15 protein-coding genes are annotated in these 20525 nt (G+C 71.4%); 8 read left to right on the forward strand and 7 right to left on the reverse strand.

Annotated features, from left to right (window positions below; genetic code table 11):
* Positions 1-362: 362 nt before the first annotated feature.
* The 3 genes from K7862_RS26695 to K7862_RS26705 form a co-directional block, all read right to left on the reverse strand.
* Complete coding sequence (locus K7862_RS26695) at positions 363-1817, reverse strand: hypothetical protein (RefSeq protein ID WP_222967017.1); 1455 nt, start codon at positions 1815-1817, stop codon at positions 363-365.
* A gap of 86 nt (positions 1818-1903) precedes the next feature.
* Complete coding sequence (locus tag K7862_RS26700) at positions 1904-3169, reverse strand: GH25 family lysozyme (protein WP_222967019.1); 1266 nt, start codon at positions 3167-3169, stop codon at positions 1904-1906.
* 126 nt (positions 3170-3295) lie between these two features.
* The gene (locus K7862_RS26705) at positions 3296-4216 is read right to left on the reverse strand and encodes a peptidoglycan-binding protein (RefSeq protein ID WP_222967021.1); all 921 of its coding nucleotides are present in this window, start codon (positions 4214-4216) and stop codon (positions 3296-3298) included.
* Positions 4217-4390: 174 nt separating this feature from the next.
* Here K7862_RS26705 and K7862_RS26710 point away from each other — a divergent pair, with 174 nt between their 5' ends.
* From K7862_RS26710 to K7862_RS26725, 4 genes are all read left to right on the forward strand, one after another.
* Positions 4391-8209 carry an nSTAND1 domain-containing NTPase gene (locus tag K7862_RS26710; RefSeq protein WP_222967022.1) on the forward strand — a complete coding sequence of 1273 codons (3819 nt, stop codon included), beginning with the start codon at positions 4391-4393 and terminating at the stop codon, positions 8207-8209.
* 196 nt (positions 8210-8405) lie between these two features.
* The gene (locus K7862_RS26715) at positions 8406-8795 is read left to right on the forward strand and encodes a peptidoglycan-binding domain-containing protein (protein ID WP_222967023.1); all 390 of its coding nucleotides are present in this window, start codon (positions 8406-8408) and stop codon (positions 8793-8795) included.
* 260 nt (positions 8796-9055) lie between these two features.
* Positions 9056-11521, forward strand: a complete 2466-nt coding sequence (uvrA, locus tag K7862_RS26720; protein WP_222967024.1) for an excinuclease ABC subunit UvrA — start codon at positions 9056-9058, stop codon at positions 11519-11521.
* Between the two features lie 204 nt (positions 11522-11725).
* A complete protein-coding gene (locus K7862_RS26725; protein WP_222967025.1) occupies positions 11726-12142 on the forward strand; it encodes a hypothetical protein in 417 nt (138 codons plus the stop codon).
* A 796-nt stretch (positions 12143-12938) separates the two neighbouring features.
* On the opposite strand, the gene K7862_RS26730 is transcribed toward K7862_RS26725, so the two are convergent.
* On the reverse strand, positions 12939-13493 hold the full coding sequence (locus K7862_RS26730) for a GNAT family N-acetyltransferase (RefSeq protein ID WP_262413862.1): 555 nt from the start codon (positions 13491-13493) through the stop codon (positions 12939-12941).
* A 10-nt stretch (positions 13494-13503) separates the two neighbouring features.
* On the reverse strand, positions 13504-14151 hold the full coding sequence (locus K7862_RS26735) for a class I SAM-dependent methyltransferase (RefSeq protein WP_222967026.1): 648 nt from the start codon (positions 14149-14151) through the stop codon (positions 13504-13506).
* Between the two features lie 179 nt (positions 14152-14330).
* On the opposite strand from K7862_RS26735, the gene K7862_RS26740 reads away from it, so the two are divergent.
* Complete coding sequence (locus K7862_RS26740) at positions 14331-14930, forward strand: GNAT family N-acetyltransferase (RefSeq protein ID WP_308012200.1); 600 nt, start codon at positions 14331-14333, stop codon at positions 14928-14930.
* An 18-nt stretch (positions 14931-14948) separates the two neighbouring features.
* Here the strand turns inward: K7862_RS26740 and K7862_RS26745 are convergent, their stop codons facing one another.
* The gene (locus K7862_RS26745) at positions 14949-15593 is read right to left on the reverse strand and encodes a hypothetical protein (RefSeq protein ID WP_262413871.1); all 645 of its coding nucleotides are present in this window, start codon (positions 15591-15593) and stop codon (positions 14949-14951) included.
* 166 nt (positions 15594-15759) lie between these two features.
* Here K7862_RS26745 and K7862_RS26750 point away from each other — a divergent pair, with 166 nt between their 5' ends.
* A complete protein-coding gene (locus K7862_RS26750) occupies positions 15760-16260 on the forward strand; it encodes an SAM-dependent methyltransferase (protein WP_222967028.1) in 501 nt (166 codons plus the stop codon).
* Positions 16261-16278: 18 nt separating this feature from the next.
* Positions 16279-16821 carry a GNAT family N-acetyltransferase gene (locus K7862_RS26755; protein ID WP_222967029.1) on the forward strand — a complete coding sequence of 181 codons (543 nt, stop codon included), beginning with the start codon at positions 16279-16281 and terminating at the stop codon, positions 16819-16821.
* A gap of 81 nt (positions 16822-16902) precedes the next feature.
* On the opposite strand, the gene K7862_RS26760 is transcribed toward K7862_RS26755, so the two are convergent.
* Positions 16903-18078 (reverse strand): PP2C family protein-serine/threonine phosphatase, encoded by a 1176-nt coding sequence (locus tag K7862_RS26760; RefSeq protein ID WP_222967030.1) that lies wholly within the window; start codon positions 18076-18078, stop codon positions 16903-16905.
* Positions 18079-18614: 536 nt separating this feature from the next.
* Here K7862_RS26760 and K7862_RS26765 point away from each other — a divergent pair.
* Entirely contained in the window at positions 18615-19694 is a 1080-nt protein-coding gene (locus tag K7862_RS26765) for a zinc-dependent alcohol dehydrogenase family protein (RefSeq protein WP_308012201.1), read from the forward strand.
* The last annotated feature ends 831 nt before the right edge of the window (positions 19695-20525 follow it).

Raw genomic sequence — 20525 nt, forward strand, 5'->3', positions numbered from 1 at the left:
TCTCAGTCACCACACGTCGTCGACGGCACCCGCGGCCCAGCGGTCCGGTCCGGGCGGACGCCGCCGACACGGTGGTCAAGCGAGCTCTCCGGCGGCGACAGGCTCACGAGCCCCCTCGTCCGTCGCGGGCAGCCCGTGATGGCGGCTGCCGCGTGACGCGGGCACCGCGGAGGGGTCGAAGGGGTCCCGCGCCGGAACCGTCACCGCTCCGCCGCGCTGCGGCACCACGCGTTCGACATGGGAAAACAGATCCACGGCGACCTCTGTCCTGTCCGAAGCTCGTTGCGACCCTGATCGCCTGCCCCGCGCACCGGTGCGAAAACCCGCCACACCGGCTCACCGGCGCCCCGGCGCTCCCCGGGTCACTGTTCGGGGCAGCCACTCGGCGGGTCGTTGTACTCCTTGGTGTAGACCCGCACCAGCATCCGCCGGTTGCCGTACTCGCTGATGCTCCACAGGTGGGCGTCACCCGACGAGTCGACCCAGTAGGACATCGACTCGGCGTTGTCGATGAAGGTTCCCTCGGCCGGGCACACACCGTCGTTGTCCTGCTCGTACCACAGCTGGCTGCTGTCGTTGCCGGGGACCGTCCGGTCGATGAAGAACTCCGGGCGTCCGGAGGTCGGGTTCGGCCGGGAGACCACGCCCTGCACGCCCTCGAAGTTCGTCTCGGCCAGGCCGGTGGCGGTGACCGGGGTCGTGGCGCCGGTGTTCATGCGGTCGAGCAGGTCGGCGGTGGACCAGCTGACGATGCGCGCTCCGGCACCGGACGCCGTCATGTCGGCCGGATCGCGGTACTCCGCCGAGACCAGGGCGTTGTCCGACCACTGCAGGGACAGCGACGAGAAGCACAGGCCGGCGTACAGCGTGGCCGGTGTGGTGGAGCAGCCGGTGGGCGTGGTGACGAACCGGCCGGTTTCGAACATGACGTACCGGTAGCCCCCCGCGCACAGTTGCTGGGTACCGGACGAGTTGGTGACCTGTCCGACATCGTTGACCCCTGGGGCGGCCCCGTCCCGACCGCAGGTCGTGTCGTCGGGGACGAGATAGGTGCGGCGGGTGTCGAACACCAGCACTCCGGAGCCGTGTTGTGCGACGAACAGGTAGGGCCCGAACCAGACGACTCCGCCGCCGTGCACGTCGCAGACCGGGCTGAAGGTCAGACCGGAGGCGTTGGGCGCGCCGGGCGCCACCAGAAGGACGTGCCGGAGGCCCCCGTGGGTGCCGTCGGTGTACGGCCGGTCGATGAACGAGGCGCGCAGCCCCACCGACCGCCCGGAGTCGTCGGGCACGCCGGGGCAGCGCGTCCGGTTGTCCGCGTCGGCCTCGTGCCGCCAGAGGACCACCACCTCGTCCCCGCCCGCGTGATATCCGGAACTCCGCTCGGCGTCCTGTGACGTGGTCACCGACTGCGGCACCCAGGCGTTCGACGACGCCTCGTCGCTGGTGTGGTCGAAGCACCAACCGGCCAGCGTGTAGGCCGCGTCGGCTGCGGTCACCGCCGATCGGGCGCTGTCGCACTCGGCGTCGGTCTTGTAGTACATGCGCTTGTTCGTGTGGCTGAAGACCTGTGCCAGACCGGGGCTGCCGTCGGCGGTCAGCTGACCGCCGGCATACGCCGCGTCGATCGCCGCGAGGTTGCCGCTCGGCTGCGGCGACCACACGAGTTGCTGCAGCCCGGCGGTGCTCTTGCCGGAGTCCACGTAGGCGGCGGTGTCGTTCCAGCCCACCGCGAACGCGCTGGAGACGGTGAGCGCGGCGGCGAGCGCCGTGACGGCGAGTACGCCGGTGCGCGCGGCCTTTCTGAGCGTGAACATGGTCGGTTGTGCTCCTTTCCCGGGTGATGCCCGGTCCCCGGTGTCCGACGTGAAGCCGGACCCGGGGCCGGGATGCTGATGGACCCTCAGGAAACCAGGTGCCGCCAGGTGTCGGGGCCCACGACGCCGTCGACGGTCAGGCCCTCGCCGGACTGGAAGGCGGTCACCGCACTGCGCGTCGCCGGGCCGAAGTCACCGTCCACGGTGACGGGACGGCCGTGCGCGGCCAGTTCGTCCTGGACGGCCTTCACCGCCGGTCCGCTGTCGCCCTCCTGTGTGGTGACGATCAGCTGCTGCCAGGTGTCGGGCCCGACGATGCCGTCCGCGGCGAGGCCCTTGCCGGTCTGGAAGGCGATGACCGCGCTGCGCGTCGCCGGACCGAAGTCGCCGTCCACGGTGAGGGCGGCGCCGTGAGCGTCGAGGAGGTACTGAACGGCGGTGGCGGCGTGGCCGGTCGCGCCCTGCGCGACGACGGGCCAGCCGTCGGTGGGCGGCGGCGGGGGCGGGGTGTACGTGCCGTGGGCGAAGGTCCTGAGGTTCGCGGTGGTGCCGTTGAAGACGTCCTGGTCGCCGGGAAAGGTTCCTTTGTCGGCGTTCTGCCAGACGGTGTAGGTGCTCCAGCCGTTGGGCGGGGTGGGCGAGCCGCTGTAGTTGGCGATCCACAGGGGGTCGTGCTGGCCGGGCGTGGCGGAGTTGCCGGTACACGTCGACCACCAGTCACGGGTGGAGTAGATGATCGGGTAGCGGCCGGTCCTGGTGTGGTATTCGGTGCTGAAGGCCGTGATCCAGGAGACCATCGCGCTCTGGCTCAGGCCGTAGCAGGTGGCTCCGTACGGGTTGTACTCGATGTCGAGCGCTCCGGGCAGCGTCTTGCCGTCGTCGGACCAGCCGCCGCCGTGGGCGACGAAGTAGTCGGCCTGGGCACTGCCGCCGGCGGTGTCGGGCAGGGCGAAGTGGTAGGCGCCGCGGATCAGGCCCGCCGCGGCGGATCCGTTGTACTGCTGGGAGAACTGGCCGCTGGTGTAGTCGACGCCCTCGGTCGCCTTGACGTAGGCGAAGGAGGCGCCGTTCGACGCCGCCGACGGCCAGTTGACGTTCTCCTGGAACGCGCTGACGTCCAGGCCCTTCAGCGTCGCCGTGACGGTGGGGCTCGGTGCGGCGGCGGAGTCGGCAACCGTCCCGGGCGCCGTTCGGGCGGTGAGGCCGGAACCCATGTGGTCGGCGTCCTCGTGCCAGGGACGGGCCGCCCCTGCCGGAACCGCCGCGGCACGGGCCGCGTCGTCGGGCAGTGCGGCCGATGCGGCAAGAGCGGTGAGGCCGATCGTGACGACGGCGGCCAGGTTTCTGTTCATCGGTGGTTTTCCGTTTCCCGAGGGTCGTGACAGGAGGACCGGCGCCGCGAGGCACGTGGTGAGCGTGGATCGCGGCGCCGGCCGTCAGGCGGGTGGTGGTGCCGGACGGCCGGCGGAGGCGGGTGCCTAGGGCCGGACCAGCCCGTAGAAGACGGAGCTCGACAGGGGATAGCTCTTGTCGTAGACGCCGATCTGGCTCGAGTTGCTCGGGTTGGACGTGTTGCCGGAGATCACGTAGACGGTCGATCCGCTCACGTGGTCGACGATCCCGATGTGGTAGCGGTTGGTGGCCGTGCCGAAGATGATCATGTCGCCGGGAAGGGCCGAGTGCAGCTGGCTGGTGCCGTACCAACGGTTGTGACTCACCGCCCAGTCGTAGACGTTCGGCACGTAGGTCATGAACGGGATGTTCTCCCCGGCGTCGCGCCACACCCAGGTGGCGAAGGCCGCGCACCAGTCCGCGCAGATGCTGTAGGGCTTGCCGGGGACGCAGTTGCCGGAGTCGGCGCGGACGCCGAGCTGGCTCTTGGCCACGCTCACGATCTCGTCGCGCTGGGCGGTGCCGGTGTGGCAGCTCGCGACCAGCCGGGTGATGCCCATCGCCTTCATGGTGTCCGGGCCGGCGATGCCGTCGGCGGTGAGCTGGTGTGCGCTCTGGTAGTTCTTGACGGCGGTGACGGTGCCGCTGCCGTAGTCGCCGTCCTGGCCGACCCCGGCTTTGCCCTGCACCTCCTTGACGACGCTCTCCAGCTCACCGAGCGTCTGGGTGCCGATGATCCCGTCGACGCTCAGGCACCGATCGGACTGGAAGGACTCCGCCGCCGCCTCGGTCTGCGGTCCGCTGATCCCGTCGACGGTGCCGGCGTTGTACGCCAGCCCGTTCAGGTCGGCCTGGCCCAGGGCCACATCCGCCGGATCCGCCGGATCCGCCGACGCCACGGTGGGTCCGGCCAGCACCGCGCCGGAGACGAGTACCGCCGTGAGAGCACCGAGTACGGCCCTGCGCGTACGCCGCCGCGGGCGAGCCTTCGCCAGGTCACTGCTCATGGTCGTGCATCCCCTCGTTCAGATGGCCCGCCGTGGGTGATTGCGGCGGTGTCTCGTTTGTAGGGGTGGCGGCGTTGTCCGGTGTCGGTGGCTGGACGCCTGACAACACGCCTCGCACAATGAGCACTTCGTCTGGACGAGCAGGAGGTACCGGTGCCCCGGAGTGAGCGGCCGTTGGACGACGACGACAGCCATCTGGTCAGGTTCGCGGCCGACTTGCGCAGGCTCAGAGAAAAGGCGGGAGCCCCGCCCTACCGGAAGCTGGCCCGCTCCGCTCACTACTCGTCCACGACCCTCGCCGACGCCGCGGCGGGACGGAAGCTGCCGAGCCTGCCGGTCACTCTCGGCTACGTCCGCGCGTGCGGAGGCGACACGGCCGAGTGGGAGCAGCGCTGGCACCTGTTATCGGCCGAGTTGGCACAGGCCGACGAGCTTCCCGGCACGGCGTCCGACGCCGGCGAGGACTGCCCGTACGCGGGACTCAGGCCCTTCGAGGCGGGTGACGCCGGACGGTTCTTCGGGCGCGAAAGGCTGACCGAGGCCCTGGAGACCCGCGTCCGCGGCAACCGGTTCGTGGCGGTGTTCGGCGCCTCGGGGTGCGGGAAGTCCTCCCTCCTGCGAGCCGGCCTGCTCCCCCGGGTGTCCGGCGGCCCGGCGCCGTGGACCGCGGTCGTGCTCGCGCCGGGCCCGCACCCCTTCGAGGAGTGCGCGGCGCGACTGTCCGCCCTCACGGGAACCTCCGCCGTGACCCTCCACGAGGACCTGCGGACCGGTCCGCGGGCCCTGCACCTGACAGCGCTCCAACTGCTCGCCGGGCGACCGCCGGAATCCGAACTGCTCCTCGTCATCGACCAGTTCGAGGAGATCTTCACCCTCTGCGCCGACGCGGAGGAACGCGCCGCCTTCATCGCCGCGCTGCTCACCGCGACGCGTGCGGCCAACAGCCGGACACGCGTCGTCCTGGGCGTGCGGGCCGACTTCTACTCCGCCTGCTCGCAGCACCCCGACCTCGCGAGCGCGATCCAGGACGCACAACTGATCGTCGGCCCGATGACGACGGACGAACTGCGCCGGGCGATCACCCAGCCCGCCGTCGACGCCGAGTCCACCGTCGAGGGGCCGCTGCTCGCCCGGGTGGTGGCCGAGGCGACCGGGCAGGCAGGCATCCTGCCCCTGGTCTCCCACGCGATGCGGGAGACCTGGCGCCGCAGACGCGGCAACACCTTGACCGTCAGCGGATACGAGGCGGCCGGCGGCATCGCGCACGCCCTGGCCAACACCGCCGAAACCGTCTACGCCGGCTTCAGCGGGCCGCAGCAACGCCTCGCCCGCGGCATCTTCCTGCGGCTGGTGTCCCTCAACGAGGGCACCGAGGCCTCCAAGCGCCGCCTGGCCAGGGACGAGCTCGACCCCGGCGCCGAGGCCGTCGTCGACGCCCTGGTCCGCGCCAGACTCGTCACCCTCGACACCGACAGCGTGGAGATCACCCACGAGGCCCTGCTCCACGCCTGGCCACGCCTCAGCGACTGGATCAGCGACGACCGGGCCGGCCTGCTCGTCCAGCACCGGCTCACCGACGCCGCCCTGGCCTGGGACAGGGAACAGCGCGACGCGAGTGCGCTCTACCGCGGATCCCGGCTCGCCGTCGCCCAGGAATGGGCCCAGGCTCACGCGGACGACGGGCGGCTGAGCCGGCGGGCGCGGGAGTTCCTGGCCGCCTCCACCCGGCAGCAGGGCCGCGGTCGCCGGCGCCGCCGCGCCGCGTTCGCCGGGCTTTGCCTGCTGACTCTCCTCGCGGTGGTCGCCGCGGGGACGGCGCTGCAGCAGCGGTCGACCGCCAGGTCCGAACGCGACAGCGCGGTCTCGGGCGAAGTGCAGGCCGAGGCGGACCAGTTACGGGGCACCGATCAGTCGCTCGCCGCCCGGCTGGATGTCGCCGGTTACCGCATCCACCCCACCGACCTGCTCTCCACCGATCTGCTGGGCACCCAGACGACGCCGCTGTCCACCCCGCTGACCGGGCACAGCGCGACCGTCTACGCGGTCGCCTTCAGCGCCCGAGGACACCTGATGGCCACAGCGGGACAGGACGACACCGTCCGGCTGTGGAGCGTCGCGGGCGCCACGCCCGCGGTGCCGCTCGGCCACCCGATCCACGCGCACAGCGGCGGCGTCATGTGGCTGTCCTTCAGCCCCGACGGCCGCACCCTCGCCGGCGCGGGGCGCGACCACACCGTGCGCCTGTGGAACCTGAGAGACCCGAAGCACCCGGTCGCGGAACCCGCTCTTCGCGGACATACGGGCATCGTCTTCTCGGTGTCCTTCGGTCCGGACGGCCGCACCCTGGCCAGCGCCGGCGACGACGGCACGGTGCGGTTGTGGGATCTGAGTGACCCCGCCCGCCCGGGCGAGCTCGGAGAACCCCTGCGCAGCCAGCGGGGCGCCATCGCCTCGGCCACCTTCAGCCCCGACGGCCGCGTCCTGGCCAGCGCGGGCCATGACCACACCATCCAGCTCTGGAACGTCACCGATCCCGCGAAGCCGGCCCGCTGGGGCCCGCCGCTGCGCGGCCACACGGACACCGTCTACGCGGTCGCCTTCAGCAAGGACAGCCGGACCATGGCCAGCGTCGGGAACGACTTCACCGTGCGCCTGTGGAACGTGTCCGACCCCGCCGGCCCCGTGCCGCTGAGCACGATTCCCGACGCCGCGACCAACACGATCTACGCGGTGGCCTTCAGCCCCGACGGGAAGGTCCTGGCCACCGCGGGCGCCGACCAGACGGTCCGCCTGTGGAACGTCACCGACCCCACGTCGCCGCTGGCATTGTGCCCGCCCCTCACCGGACACACCGGATACGTGTACTGGCTCGCCTTCAGCCCGGACGGCCGCATCCTGGCCAGCGCGGGCGCCGGCGGCGCCGTACGGCTGTGGGACCTTCCCCGCACCGTGCTGCCCACCCCCAGCTACGAGAACACCGTCGCCTTCAGTCCCGACGGCCGCCTCCTGGCGGCGGGGGCCACCGACGGTGCGATCCGGTTCTGGAACACCGCCGACGCCGGCCGGCCCACGTCCGCGGGCGCCCCCGCGCTCGGCAACGCCAAGGCGGTGAACGGACTCGCCTTCAGCCCGGACGGCCGTCTCCTGGCGAGCGCGGGCCGCGACGGCACGCTCCGCCTGTGGAACGTCAACGATCCGGCCCGTGCACACGAGGTGAGCAGGCTGGTCACCGACCCGGCCCGGACCGCCGTCACCACGGTCGCCTTCAGCCCGAACGGCAGCCTTCTGGCCTGCGCCGGCTACGACCACCTGGTGCGTCTGTGGGACGTGACCGACCCCGCCGTCCCGCACGAGATCGGCACCCCCCTCACCGCGCACTCCGACACCGTACGGGCACTGGCCTTCAGCCCCGACGGCCGCACGCTGGCCAGCGCGGGTGCCGACGACACCACCCGGCTGTGGAACGTGACCGACCCGGCGCACCCGCGGCAGTGGGGGCCGCCGCTGGCCGCGCACACCGGCGGCGTGGGATCGGTCGCCTTCAGTCCCGACGGCCGCACCCTCGCCACGGCGAACGACGACCACACCGTGCGGCTGTGGAACGTCAGCGACCCTCGCCGTCCCGCCGCCCTCGCCGCTCCGCTGACCGGGCACACGAGCTTCGTCCTGTCCGTGGCGTTCAGCCACGACGGCCGGACGCTCGTCAGCAGCGGCGACGACGGAACCATCCGGCTGTGGAACGTGACGGACCCGACCGCGCCGAAAGCCTGGGGCGGCGCCGTCGGCGGCCACACCGGACCCATCGACCAGGTGACGCTGAGCCCGGACGGCCACACCCTGGCCAGCGCCGGCGACGACCACACCGTCCAGCTGCAGTCCGTGGAATCCGCACAGGCCATCCGCCGGATCTGCTCCGTCACGCCCGGCACCCTGACCCGCCAGGCCTGGAGGCAGTACGTCTCCGCGACGCCGTACCGGGAGGTCTGCGGCTGACCGCTGCCCGGCCGCGCCGGGAGAGGCCCCTGCCGACACACGCGATTCCTTGGCTCACCGACCGCCTCACCACCGCCGAATTGTCCGCGGTGTGTTGTCCGACCCCGCCGGCCCGACACCGGACAACCCGACGGGCCCTAGACAGGTGGTCACAGCGCTCCGACCGGGGCCTGTACGACCACCGAGGAGGCTCACCATGTCGAAGTCCCGCATGCGGATGCCGCGGACGGCGCTCACCGTCGCCGCGCTGAGCGTCGTCGCGGTTGGCGGACTCGCCTTGCCGGCGCACGCCATCAGCGGACACGCCTACATCGTCTACGGCGACTCTGGCTACGGCGTGAAGTGCGTGCAGGAGGGCATCGACGACTGGTCCAACCGCCGCTACCACACGTGGCCGCTGACCGTCGACGGCCAGTTCGGCAACAACACCCTCACCTACCTGAAGAAGTTCCAGTCGGCCAGCAGCGGCCTCACCGCCGACGGGATCGTCGGCCCCGCCACGGCCAACGCGATCACCGACAACCTCACCGGCGACGGCAACTGGCGGGCCAACTGCTACACCTCCCTTCCCAGCACCTACAAGTAACCGGCCGCGACGGCCGTGCGGTCGGTGCCGGGCACCGTACGGTCGGTGCCGGGCCGGGCAGGTCAGCCCGGCCCGGCGCCATCACCGGCGAACCAGAAGCCGCTCAGCCGCGTGCGCCCGCATCACCCACGACCTCACACGGGGCCTTCGAGACGCAGGGAAGCGCGACTCCTGCCGTGTCCCGGATGCCGAAGAGGACCGGAGGGCGCAGGCTGGTGAAGGAGGGTGCTGGTTCCTTACGACCCCGCCCGGGAGGTGTCGTGACCGAGCCCGCGGCAGATCCTTTCGTGAGGGTCCGTGACGCGTCCGAGCACAATCTGCGGCACGTCGACGTCGACATTCCCCGCGACGCGATCGTCGCCTTCACCGGTGTCTCGGGTTCGGGCAAGTCCTCGCTGGCCTTCGGCACCCTCTACGCGGAGGCGCAGCGGCGCTATTTCGAGTCCGTCGCGCCGTACGCCCGCCGCCTGCTGCACCAGGTCGGCATACCGCACGTGGAGGAGATCACCGGCCTGCCGCCTGCCGTCGCCCTGCAGCAGCGCCGTGGAGCCGCCAGCTCGCGTTCGTCGGTGGGCACCATCACCACGCTGTCCAACCTGGTGCGGATGCTGTACTCGCGCGCCGGGACCTATCCGCGGGGCGCGCCGCGGCTGGAAGCGGACGCCTTCTCGCCCAACACCCTCGCGGGAGCGTGCCCGCGATGCCACGGGCTCGGTGTCGTGCACGACGTGGCCGAGGACCTGCTCGTCCCGGACACCTCGCTGAGCATCCGCGAGGGAGCGATCGCGGCCTGGCCGGGCGCGTGGCAGGGCGCCAATCTGCGCAGCGTCGTCAGCGGCCTGGGGATCGACATCGACCTCCCGTGGCGTCGCCTGAGGAAGAAGGACCGGCAGTGGCTGCTCTACACCGACGAGCAGCCCAGCGTCCTCATCGAACCCGAACGGGACCGCGTCGACTACGGCTACTACGGGAAGTTCTGGAGCGCCCGCAAGCACATCATGCACGTGCTGGCCGACTCCAAGAGCCAGCGGATGCGCGACCGGGCGTTGCGCTTCGTACGGAGCGTGCCGTGTCCGGTCTGTCAGGGCGCCGGCCTGCGGCAGGAGGCCCTCGCGGTGACCTTCGCCCGGCGCTCCGTCGCCGAGGTCAACGCGATGCAGCTGACGGATCTAGCGGAACTGCTCCGGCCCGTCGCGGCGTTGCCGCATCCGAAGGCCGCCACACCGACGGCCCGATCGGGCGAGAAGACCGAAGTCGCGGTCCGCATCAGCGCCGATCTCGTCGCGCGGCTGGACGTGCTGCTCGACCTGGGCCTCGGCTACCTCAGCCTCGGACGCCGTTCGACGACCCTGTCGCCCGGTGAGACACAACGGCTGCGCATCGCGACGCAGTTGCGCTCCGGCCTGTTCGGTGTCGTCTACGTCCTCGACGAACCGTCCGCCGGCCTGCATCCGGCCGACACCGAACCGCTGCTGGACGTGCTGGACCGCCTGAAGGCGGCCGGGAACTCGCTGTTCGTCGTGGAGCACGACATGGACGTGGTGCGGCGGGCCGACTGGGTGGTCGACATCGGCCCGGGAGCGGGCGCCGGCGGCGGGCGCGTCCTCTACTCCGGGCCGGTGTCCGGACTGGAACAGACCGCGGAATCAGCCACGAGCCGCTCCCTGTTCGCCCACGACCGGCCCCCGGCACGCCCGCCTCGGAAGCCACATGGCCGGCTGCGCCTGTCCGGTGTCCACCGCCACAATCTGCGTGACGTGACCGCCGCCGTACCGCTCGGTGTGCTGACGGCCGTGACCGGTGTCTCCGGCTCCGGAAAATCCACACTCGTCTCCCAGGTGCTCGCCGCTGTGGTGCGCGAGCACCTGGGATCGGCGACGGAGGAGGACGACGAGACGGCGGTCGACGTCGATGTGCGGGACACCTCCGGACTTGAACACCTCGATCGACTGGTGCAGGTCGACCAGAAGCCGATCGGCCGCACACCCCGGTCCAACCTGGCCACGTACACCGGCCTGTTCGACGCGGTGCGCAAGGTGTACGCGGCGACCGATCAGGCGCGGGAGCGCGGATACACCGCCGGACGGTTCTCCTTCAACGTTGCCGAGGGACGGTGCGAGACCTGCCAGGGCGAAGGCTTCGTCGAGGTCGAGCTGCTGTTCCTGCCCGGCACCTACGCTCCCTGTCCGACCTGCGAGGGCGCCCGGTACAACGCCGAGACGCTGGAAGTGACGTACCGCCGCAGGAACATCGCCGAGGTGCTGGCCATGTCCGTCGACGAGGCGGCCGGCTTCCTCACCGACGTCCCCGCCGCGACCAGAAGCCTGCGGACCCTTCGCGAGGTGGGACTGGGCTACCTGCGGCTGGGCCAGCCCGCGACGGAGCTGAGCGGCGGCGAGGCGCAGCGCATCAAGCTCGCCACCGAGCTCCAGCGGGCCCGCCAGGGCCACACCCTGTACCTGCTCGACGAGCCGACCGTGGGGCTGCATCCGGCCGATGTCGCTCTGCTGCTGCGGCAGTTGCACCAACTCGTGGACGCCGGGAACACGGTGGTCGTGGTGGAGCACGACCTGGACACGGTCGCCACGGCCGACTGGGTCATCGACCTCGGCCCCGGCGGTGGCGACGCCGGCGGCCGGATCGTCGCCGCCGGCACTCCTGCCGACGTCGCCGCCGGGAACGGCGCGACCGCTCCCTACCTGGCGGCCCGGTTGGCCGCCGCCTGAGCGCGGTACGGGCGAAACGGCCAGTGACAGGGAAAGTTTGCCGATACCTGACTCCACGCGGAACCGAAAATGGTGCACGCTATTTCCTTCGCTTACGCTTTTCGTCCGTCCGCAACCCGCTTGCGCAGGGGGAATCATTCCGGCCGTGGCTGGTATCCTCGGCGCCGACACAGGGGCAGTGCCCCTGAACCCAGGGGAGGGGTTATGGACCCGGAGTTATCCGCGCTCGCGAGCAGCGCCGCGACCACCTTCGTCACACTGATGGCGACGGACGCCTGGACACGCGTCCGTGAGGGACTCGTACACGTATGGCGCCAGGCCCGTCCGGATCGCGCGGATGCCATGGGAGCCGAGGTCGAAGCGACTCGCACGGATCTCCTTGCCGCTCAGGCCAGTGGGGACGAGGAGTCGGAAGAGGAGCTCCGCGCGGAGTGGCGAGCGCGGCTGCGTCGCCTTCTGGCATCGGACCCGGGCACGGCCGACCCGTTGAGGCGCTTGCTGGCAGAGGTGGATCCGGCGCAGGCCGGCGGCACCGGCGGACACTCCGTCACCCAAAGGGCAACCGCTACGAAGCGTGGGCGTGTGTACCAGGCCGGCCGCGACCTGAACATCACTGAGTGATGGCCCAGCAAGACGACGACGCTCCCAGCGGCGGCGGGCGGTTCGACGGCCGAGCCGATCGAGATGGCCGCGTCTACCAAGCCGGGCGGGACCTGCACATCCACTCGGGGCTCCGCGTTCCACCGCGCAAAGTCGTCGTGGCCGCACTGGCGGTCGGCGCTGTACTCGCTGCTGTGATCGCTCTCGAACTCGTCGGCAGGGGTGGATCACCCAGCCATACGGTGCTGGACAGTCCGTCCACCATGGTTGCGGGTGTCCCCCGGGTCGGCGAGACCGGTACCGCCCCACCCACCAGTCCCGTGACGGTCACGACGCCGCCTCCGCCGACATCCCGGCCCCCCACTGCCGGCGGGGTCCGTTGGCACGGCGCCATCAGGCTGAGCTCTGTCGACCTGGACGCCATCCCCGCCCGCGTGCTGAGCAGCAACAACCAGGCGGACATATGGGTCAATTACTCCGGCAGCAGCATCGAGGGAAACACTCTGTACGGCGTAGGCGGAGGACTCTTCACGACGAATCCCACGCTTGCACCATGGGACGGAACTGCGCCCCCGAGTAAGCAGCAATGCTCGGATCGCGTGACGACTCAAGGTGCCGAGAGCTTGCCCGTCGAAAGCGGAAGCCGCTACTGCGTCCAAACCGCATCCAGCAGATACGCCTATATCACGGTCGGGAGATTCAACTCCTCGTACGGAGCCTACGAAGGGACCGCTGTCGTCTGGAACTGAGTCGTCCCGCATCGTCCGTGCCGATCACCGATGAAGCTCGGTGATCCGGTGTCGGCGTTCCTGCGCTGTCAGGAGGGCCGCGGCGCTGCTCGCAGAAGCCACCCCTCACCGCCGGTGAACGCGACGCCCTGGAACGACGCACCGAACAGCACGCGTACGAAGCCGAGTTGCCGGTGCAGGTCGAGCGAGGCGCGGTTCCGCGCGGAGATGAGGCACCACACCGCCGAGTCCCGTTCCCCGGCCCATTCCATGCGCCGCAGGGTCAGCAGCCGCGCTACGCCGCGACGCCGCCACGCCGGCGCGACCGTGACGCCGGTCAGGTACGAGCCGGCCGGGGCACGGTCGGCAGGATGCTCGGGAAGGAACGCCACGTTCGCGTACCCGACGGCCTCCCCGGACACCTTCGCGGTGACCACGAGGCTGCGCTCACCACTGCGCGCCCGGCGAATCCGGTCCTCCCAGTCGCCCGCCGAACCACCGCGCGCCCCGGCCTGGAGCACGGCCAGCGCCGGCACGTCGTCCCCGGTCGCCTCCGCCACCACCGCGGAGGCCGGGGCGTGTCGCTCAGGCGGGCGCGGCACATACGGCGCGAACCGAAGGGCCTTGTCCGTCATGCGGTTCATGACGCCCTGCTCAGCGCGTGGCCGTGCCCGCGATGAAACGGGCGCCGACCGGCCAGACCTGGGCCGACCACCCCCACGCGGCCAGGTCCCGGACGAGCGGGTCGGGCTCGTGGAAGACCTTGACGACGCGGAATTCGCTGCCGTCGTCCAGCCGCCGGCGCACCGAAGGAACCGGCTGACCGTCGAGAACGTCCTCGCTCGCGGCCTCTTCCCGGCCGTTGTCGATGAAGACGGCCTGCCCCCCGGGAGTGAGGGCGTCGGCGACGGTGTTCCAGAACGCCGGCAGACGGGCCGGCGGCACATGGGAGAGCCAGAAGGCGAAGAAGACGGTGTCGAAGCGGCGGGGCGGACGCCAGGCGAACAGGTCCGCGCACGCGAATCGGACCTTCGTCGACCGTACGCGTTCCTGCGCGATGGCCAGCGCCTCAGGTGCCGCGTCGACAGCCGTCACCGAGCGCGCCCGGTCGGCCAGCAAGCCCGTCCACTGGCCGGTTCCGCACGCCAGCTCCAGCACGTCCCCCGTGACCGGGAGCGTGTCGACCAGCGGCAGCAGCACCTTCAGGTCCCCGCGCTCGGCGTAGACCCGGTCGTACTCGGCCGCACGGGCCCGGTAGTAGGCGATCTGCTCCAGCACCACAGCATCGGCGTCGTTGCCCATACCCGCCACCGTAGCCGCATCAGCGGGCCTGGCACCGTGGTCTGACGCGATGCCGGCCCAACGGCAACGGCTCGGTCCGCGACGGTCGTTGACCAGCCCGGGGTGTCGTGACGGGCGCCGGTCGGGATATTCGCTGGTCGCCGCTCACCGCCGCTGGTCATACTGCGGCGGTGGATCCGGTGACTCTTGAGACCGATCGTCTGGTGCTGCGCGCCTTCACACCCGCCGACGTGGATGCGGTGCACGAAGCCTGCCAGGACGAGGACATCCAGTTCTACACACCGGTGCCGGTGCCGTACCGGCGCGCGGACGCGGAGAAGCTCGTCGGCGAGAAGCTGCCCGCTCAGTGGGCCGAGGACAGGGACTACACCCTCGGGGCGTTCCGCAAGGACACCGGCGCCCTGGTCGGCTCGTACTGTCTGACCCTCGTCAGCCGTGGCGTCTGGGAGCTCGGCTACTGGGGGGTGAGGGAACAGCGCGGACGCGGTTACTCGGTGGAGGCCGCTCGGGCCCTGTGCGACTGGGGCTGGGCCACCCTCGACGTCCACCGCATCGAGTGGTGGGCCATGGCCGGGAACACCGGCTCGCGTGCCGTCGCCGAGAGACTCGGCTTCACCCTCGAAGGGACACTCCGCAGCCGCGGCATCGCCAATGACGGCAGGCCGCACGACTGGTGGGTGGGCGGACTGCTGAGGCCCCCGGCAGTCCGCCCGCCGGCCGGCCACCAGCCGCCTCGCCGGGCCGGCGCCCCCGGAGCCGGATCGCGGACCACCTCGTAAGGACGAGGCCGGACGGTCTCAGGAGGCCGTGTGGAGCCAGACGCGGAGCGGGCCGAGCGGTTCGAAGCCGTGCCGTACGGCGACGTCCAGGTCCCCGCCGTGCTCGTAGCCGACCACCGGCAGCCCGGGGAAGAGCCGGTGCGCGGCGTCCAGAACAGCCGGCCACGCGGGGGCGTCCCCGGTGGCGAAGACGTTGGAGACTCCCGTCACTCCCCCGGCGCGGGTGATCACCGCCCCGCCGGTGACCAGGCCGCCCTGGTCCAGGACGGCGATCAACCGTGTGTCCGGGTCCGCCAGCAGGGCGGGCCGGAACAGGTCGGCGTGGCCCTCGCCGCCGTCCCACGCCAGAGCCCAGGCGCGCAGCGCGGCCGGGTCCTCGGCCACCCGCCAGGCGAGCCCGAGTTCACCTGCGGGAGTGCCCGCGGGACGGTGGATCCACTGGGCGTCGAACAGCACCTCGAAGCCGTCCGACGTCAGGTCGAGATCGGCGAAGCTGTCCTTGACGGTGGCACCCGGCCCGCTGGTGTCGACCCGCCCGGTCAGCGCGGCACCGTCGGCGCCCGGCACCAGGGTCACGGCGTCGGGGTAGTACGGCGGGGTGCGGCGCGCGGCGGTCCATGCCTGCGGCCCGAAGGCGCCGGGCACGCCGTGCGCGCGGCTCATCGTGGCGCACCACTCGGCGTTGTTGCGTGCGGCGGCCAGGAGTAGAGAAGTGTCGCGGAATTCCGTCACGAACCCTGATCATGGACTCGCGGAACGCCGCAGGCCAGCGGTTTTCCCCGCGGCTACACTCGGTCGTCGATCAGCGGTCGAGGAGGGGGAGGCTCCGATGGGAGACAGCACCACGGCGGGTACGGCCGCCTCAGGCGGCGATGTGGTCCTGCGGCCGGTGGCCCGCGTCGTCGGCGGACGTGCGGACGTCGTCGACGACGACTGGGGCCCGGTGCTCGCCGTCATCCGCCTCGACGGAGAGCGGTTCGCGCCCGAGGCGCTCTTCGGGCTCGAGGAGTTCTCGCATCTCGAAGTGGTCTTCCACTTCGATCGCGTCACGCCGGAGAAGGTGGAGTCCGGCGCCCGCCACCCGCGGGGCAACACCGACTGGCCGCTGGTGGGCATCTTCGCGCAGCGCGGCAAGAACCGTCCGAACCGCCTCGGCGTCTCTCGCTGCCGGCTCGTCAAGGTCGACGGGCTGGACCTCCACGTGGCGGGTCTCGACGCGGTGGACGGCACCCCTGTGCTCGACATCAAGCCGTACATGGCCGAGTTCGGCCCGATCGGTGAGGTGCGCCAGCCCGCGTGGTCCACCGAGATCATGCGCGCCTACTACTGAACCACGGAGCTCCCAGCCATGACCGACCACGCATCATCCGCTCCCGGGCGCATCGAGCTCACGGGCGAGAACCTGGTTCTGCGCGAATGGACCGAGGCCGACCTGCCGGCGATGCCGGGCCTGTTCGACCACCCCGACGTCGCGTACTGGACGCCCCTCGCCTCCCCCTCCGACGCGGCCGCCGCCCGCGCCCGGCTCGACCGGGCCCGGCAGTTGCGCAGCGAAGGCACGGCCGTCCTCCTGGCCATCACCCTGGACGGCGGCACGCCGATGGGCGAGGTGATGCTCCGGCACGCCCCGGAGGGGACCGAACTCGGCTACGTGGTGGGCCCGGCCTTCCGCGGCCAGGGTCTGGCGGCGCGCGCGGTCCGGGTGATGGCCTCCTACGCCTTCGAGCACCTGGGCGCCGAGCGGGTCATCCTGGAACTGGAGGCGGAGAACGCGTCCAGTGTCGCCGTGGCCGGGAAGTCGGGATTCCGGCTGCTCGACGTGCCGTTGATCGCGGGTGAGTCGAAGGGGCGTCCCTTCCTCCTGCAGACCTGGGGCCTGGACCGTTCCTGACCTGGGTCCTGGACCACCCCAGGCCTGGGGTGACCACCGCGGCTGGGTGACGCGCCGGGGCACGGCCGGTCACGGCAGCTCTCACAGGGTCGGGCCGCTGGACGGGCTCATCGGGTCGAGGGTCAGCTGCGGCCGGGGCAGGCGATGGGGCGAGGAACGTTCGATGATCAACAGGGCGGCGTCGTCGTCGAGCTGCTCGCCGGTATGGGCGAGCAGGTCGCGGTGAATGCTGTGCAGCAGGCCGTCCGGGCCTGACGCGGAGAACGCGGCGACGCGTTCGGTGAGCGGGTAGAAGGCGCCGCCCGGCGAGCGGGCCTCGATGACGCCGTCGGTGTAGAGCAGCAGCTTGTCACCTGCCTCCAGCGGGAACACGTCGGGACGGAAACGGGCCGCGGCCAGGCCGCACAGGCCCAGCGGGGGCGCCGGGTGCGTGGCCTCCATGACGGTCACCTGGTCACCGCGGATGAGGAGCGGCGGCGGATGGCCGCAGTTGATCATCTCGGCCCGCGCGTCTTCGTCGTTGATGTCGACGGTGATGGCGGTGACGAAGTGCTCGCCCGGGTCGCCGCTGATGTCGACGACCTCCTCGATGTTCCGGCAGACGCTCTCCTCGAGGACCGCGACCAGTTCGGGCAGGGTCCTGTACCGGTGGACTCCCTCGCGGAACGCGCCCAGGACGACGGACGCCTCGGCGATGGAGGGCAGACCATGGCCTCGGACGTCGCCCATGAGCACCCGGGTGCGGCCGAGGTCGGGGTGCGCGACGGCCAGCAGGTCGCCCCCGATCTGGGCCTCGTCCTCGGCGGCCAGATACAGCCATGCCACCCGGAACGGTCCGACGCGGCGGGGCGGGGGCCGCAGGAGGACGCGCTGTGCCGCCTCGGCCACCGACCGTGCCTGGTTCAACTGTCTGGTGCGCCGTTCCCGGACACGGCAGATGAAGACCACCAGAGCCGACAGCACGGCCAGCGCGATGAGCTGCGCCATGTGGTTGGCCGTGCCGAGCCCGCCGTGGAAGACGGAGATGACCAGCAGAGCCGCTATCGCCACCCCACCGATGACCGCGGTCAGCCGCGCGCCGGCGAACGACGCGGTCAGGGCGGGCGCGATGACCAGAAAGGGGCCCAGGTGAACGCTGGTCCCGAGGGCGATGTCCATCGCGGTGATCGTCACGATCAGTGCGAGCGTGACGATGACCAGCCAGCGCGCGGTGCGCCGCTCGGAAAGACGCTCGTCCACTGTGCGCCGTTGGCCCATGAAACACCTTCTGTCCCTCGCCTGTCGTCTGCCCGGTGGGTGACGGTGTCGGCGCCCCTGGGTGCCGTGCGGCAGGCTTATCGGCGTGAGGCGACCTGTGCGGCTCTCCAGGCGTACCCGCCGGTGCGCGACACGTGTGCCGGGAGAGCGGGCTGGACGCGGCCCGACCGGCGGCTGACCTGGGCCGTAGCCATCGCGGCCTCCCTGGGATTGCTTGCTTTCGACGCTACTCGCGTGTTCAGGGGGTCGCAGCGCGGGAGAAGCGCCCCCGCGACCCCGGCACCACCGCCCGTCGGCGGCCTCCAGACGTGCCCGGTGCGCACGGCGAAGCTGCCACCGATGTCCCGCGCACCTCACCTCCGAACCAACCCTGAACCCGCCGAGGGCGACATGACAGGGGTCGCGAAGGGGCGCACGCTGGGATGAGTGCAGAGGTGACACCTGGCGAGCCATCAGGGGGGCGCGCGCGACATCGGGCGTCGGGCCGTTGAAGGCCGCGGCACTGCCCAGTCTGCCGTGTGGCGGGAATTCCCCGGGTGCCGAAGGGCGAGAGGTCTCTCATGACGAATTCGATGCGCGCGCTCGTGGCCGAGAAGGTCGGCGAGCCGAACGATGTCCTGCGGCTGGAATCCCGGCCCGTGCCCACGCCGGAGGCGGGCCAGGCGCTGATCCGCGTGACGGCGACCCCGGTCCACGCGAGCGATCTGCACGTGGTGCGGGGCCGCTACGGCTTCTCCCCCGAGTTTCCCGCCGTCGGCGGGTACATGGAGTGCGTGGGCCGTGTGGTGGCGCTCGGCCCCCACACCGAGGGACCGGACATCGGCGAACGTGTGCTGGCCGTCGCCATCCCCGCCGTACCCGGACCGCGTGTCGACGGCACCTGGCAGGAATACCGTGTCGCCGACACCCACAGGCTGGTGCCGGTTCCGGAGCGTCTGAACGATTCCAGAGCCTGCCAGCTCGGGGTGAACCCGCTGACCGCCCTGCTCCTGGTGACCCGCGAGCTCGACGTGCAGCCCGGGCAGTGGCTGTTGCAGACGGCCGCGGGCTCCACTGTCGGCCGGCTCGTCATTCAGCTGGCCGCGCATCTGGGCATCCGCACGATCAACGTGGTGCGGAGACGCGATGCCGTGGCGGAGATCAAGGAGCTCGGCGGTGACGAGGTCATCTGTACCGAGGACGAGGACCTGCTGCAACGTGTGGCGGAGATCGCGGGGCCGGCCGGGGTGCGCAAGGCAACGGACTGCGTCGCCGGTCCCGTGGGCGCCCAGGTGTCCCAGGCGATGGCTCCGGGAGGAGAGGTCGTCGTCTACGGTGCGCTCTCCACCCATCGGCAGACCGACCCGGCGGCGCTGACGATCCCGCTGTCGGCCCGCTCGCTCATCTACGAGACCAAAGTGGTCCGCGGCTTCTGGCTCAACCGCTGGTTCGGTACCACCTCGCCGGCGGACGCGGCGCGCGCGCTGTCCGAGGTGCGAAACCTCGTCGCAGACGACGTACTGAGCATCCCCGACGGCCGGCCGTTCCCGGTGGAGCGCTTCGCCGAAGCCGTCTCCGTCGCGGAGAAACCCGGTCGTGGCGCCAAGCCGGTCCTGGTGTTCGACGGCGCCGAATAGGACGCGGTTGCCCGGACCGTCACCCCGCACTCCTCACCGTTCGTCCTGCCGCCCCCGCCATTGAAGTGCCCGGCACCAGCGGGCGGCCCCAGGACACTTGATCGTGCGGACCCGACGGACCCCGACGGACCCCGACGGACAGAGTCACCGGGGACGGTTCACCCGCGGGGTTCGGCTCGCCGTCGGCAGCGCCTCACCGCGTCGAAGACGGCTGCCAGGCACACATAGGCGACCACGATGACGTCCTTTCCCGCAGATGGCAGCCGGTGGCCGTCGGCGCCGATGGCGATCGCCGCGTCGCAGGCACAGACCAGCGCCGGGAACCACCACTCCAGAGTTCGCTGAGGACGAGCAGCGCCATGAGTTGAGTCACCGCGATCAAAGCCGCGAAGGTCAGGCGCGCGGCGGCCGGTACCGTGCTGTACATCGAGACGAGGATGAAAGCGGACACGATCCCGGCAGCGACGTAGGCCACCAGTACCGCGCCGACCACCCATACGGACCGCAGAAGCCAGCCGACCGGTCCCGAGAGAGTTTCGAGGCCACGCCCGCGAAGCGGCGGCCGGCACACCGGGGCCGATCCTGGAACGAGGACATCCAGATCGACGGTGTCCCTGCCGCGGTCGACCAGGGCGTGGGCGGCCCGAAGGCTTCGGCCTACCCGCATCGGCGTGGAACGGTCCGGTCCCGGTCCCGCGACGAAGTTGCCGCCCTGTTCGATCCCTTGGAGCGGGGGACGGTCCGCCGCGCACGACGCCACCCGGCCGGGTTCGGCCGGGTGGCATCGTGCGGGTGGGTCGGCGTGACCCGATCAGCGCTTGGGAAGCGGGC

Origin of the sequence: Actinacidiphila acidipaludis (assembly GCF_019890725.1) — a bacterium.
Classification (GTDB): domain Bacteria; phylum Actinomycetota; class Actinomycetes; order Streptomycetales; family Streptomycetaceae; genus Actinacidiphila; species Actinacidiphila acidipaludis.

Bases quoted from the DNA above. Each gene is read 5' to 3' on its own strand.
- K7862_RS26695 (WP_222967017.1), bottom strand. From the start codon at position 1,817: ATGTTCACGCTCAGAAAGGCCGCGCGCACCGGCGTACTCGCCGTCACG.
- K7862_RS26700 (WP_222967019.1), bottom strand. From the start codon at position 3,169: ATGAACAGAAACCTGGCCGCCGTCGTCACGATCGGCCTCACCGCTCTT.
- K7862_RS26705 (WP_222967021.1), bottom strand. From the start codon at position 4,216: ATGAGCAGTGACCTGGCGAAGGCTCGCCCGCGGCGGCGTACGCGCAGG.
- K7862_RS26715 (WP_222967023.1), top strand. From the start codon at position 8,406: ATGTCGAAGTCCCGCATGCGGATGCCGCGGACGGCGCTCACCGTCGCC.
- K7862_RS26725 (WP_222967025.1), top strand. From the start codon at position 11,726: ATGGACCCGGAGTTATCCGCGCTCGCGAGCAGCGCCGCGACCACCTTC.
- K7862_RS26730 (WP_262413862.1), bottom strand. From the start codon at position 13,493: ATGAACCGCATGACGGACAAGGCCCTTCGGTTCGCGCCGTATGTGCCG.
- K7862_RS26735 (WP_222967026.1), bottom strand. From the start codon at position 14,151: ATGGGCAACGACGCCGATGCTGTGGTGCTGGAGCAGATCGCCTACTAC.
- K7862_RS26745 (WP_262413871.1), bottom strand. From the start codon at position 15,593: ATGAGCCGCGCGCACGGCGTGCCCGGCGCCTTCGGGCCGCAGGCATGG.
- K7862_RS26750 (WP_222967028.1), top strand. From the start codon at position 15,760: ATGGGAGACAGCACCACGGCGGGTACGGCCGCCTCAGGCGGCGATGTG.
- K7862_RS26755 (WP_222967029.1), top strand. From the start codon at position 16,279: ATGACCGACCACGCATCATCCGCTCCCGGGCGCATCGAGCTCACGGGC.
- K7862_RS26760 (WP_222967030.1), bottom strand. From the start codon at position 18,078: ATGGGCCAACGGCGCACAGTGGACGAGCGTCTTTCCGAGCGGCGCACC.